2 pseudogenes are annotated in these 917 nt (G+C 39.5%); both read right to left on the bottom strand.

Annotated features, from left to right (window positions below):
- Positions 1 to 170 (bottom strand): annotated as a pseudogene (locus R7Z77_RS24500) (CpaF family protein); the annotation flags it as partial.
- A pseudogene (locus tag R7Z77_RS24505) lies at positions 167 to 917 on the bottom strand (AAA family ATPase); the annotation flags it as partial. The pseudogenes R7Z77_RS24500 and R7Z77_RS24505, both read right to left, overlap by 4 nt.

Below are 917 nucleotides of genomic sequence, written 5' to 3' on the forward strand. Positions count from 1 at the left end.
AAACGCTTCAAACTGCTGATTTGCAGTTGCTTTTTCTCGATAAGAATATTGACGGAATCTTTTAGTTGGCTTTCAAGTTCTAATGGCTCGACATCGACTAAAGAAGCGGCATCAAGCGCGTCAAAGATTTCGTCTCTTATGTCAATATAAACTTCTTTTAGGTGATTCATTTCTTAAACCACGCGAACTTTTTCTGCACTTTGACTTTTTTACCAGTCAGCGAATTCACCATATTTGCAATAGCTGGGGTGAACTTAATTTTCGCCGTGTTGTGAATGCCCTGTTGGATGATCAACTTTTCTAAATTGGCTTCATAAACAAAATCAATGGTGTCTTTCGCTTTAATTTTTTCTTTGGCGCCTTGGAGAGGCATCATGTAATCCTTCTGCGATCGAGTCATAGAAAAAATGATTCGATGCTCGGCCTTTCCTAATTTTTTCTTTATCGAGTGGTAAGCGCGTAACGAGGCAACAGAAGGTTCACAAACAACAAAAATGCGGTTGTATCTTTCATTGATGTCTTCTGAAGTCAGTTCGTTTATCGCATTTAAAGGCAATGAATCTATGATGAAGTTGTACTGATCCACCAGCTCATTAGAAATTCTAAATAGAGAGTCTGCATGGTCACTAATGCATGCAATGTTCTTTTCAAGGGCAAGGAAATCAAGCTTGTCTTTGATCGGGTGTACATAGCTCCCAGCAATTGCGGCATCGAGCTCAGATTGGTTTAAATCGATACTATTTTGTTGCGCTTTTAGTCCTTTTAAACCCAAGAAAATATCCGAATTTAATGCCAGTGTATCGTGTTCAACAAGCAACGTTTTTAAGCTCGCTTGCTGGCTTAAGCTGTGGGATAAAAAAGCACTGATGGTTGACACGCCAACACCGCCTTTACTACCAAGCATCAAGACTCTTTTA

The sequence above is a fragment of the Vibrio sp. 1401 genome, assembly GCF_033340295.1.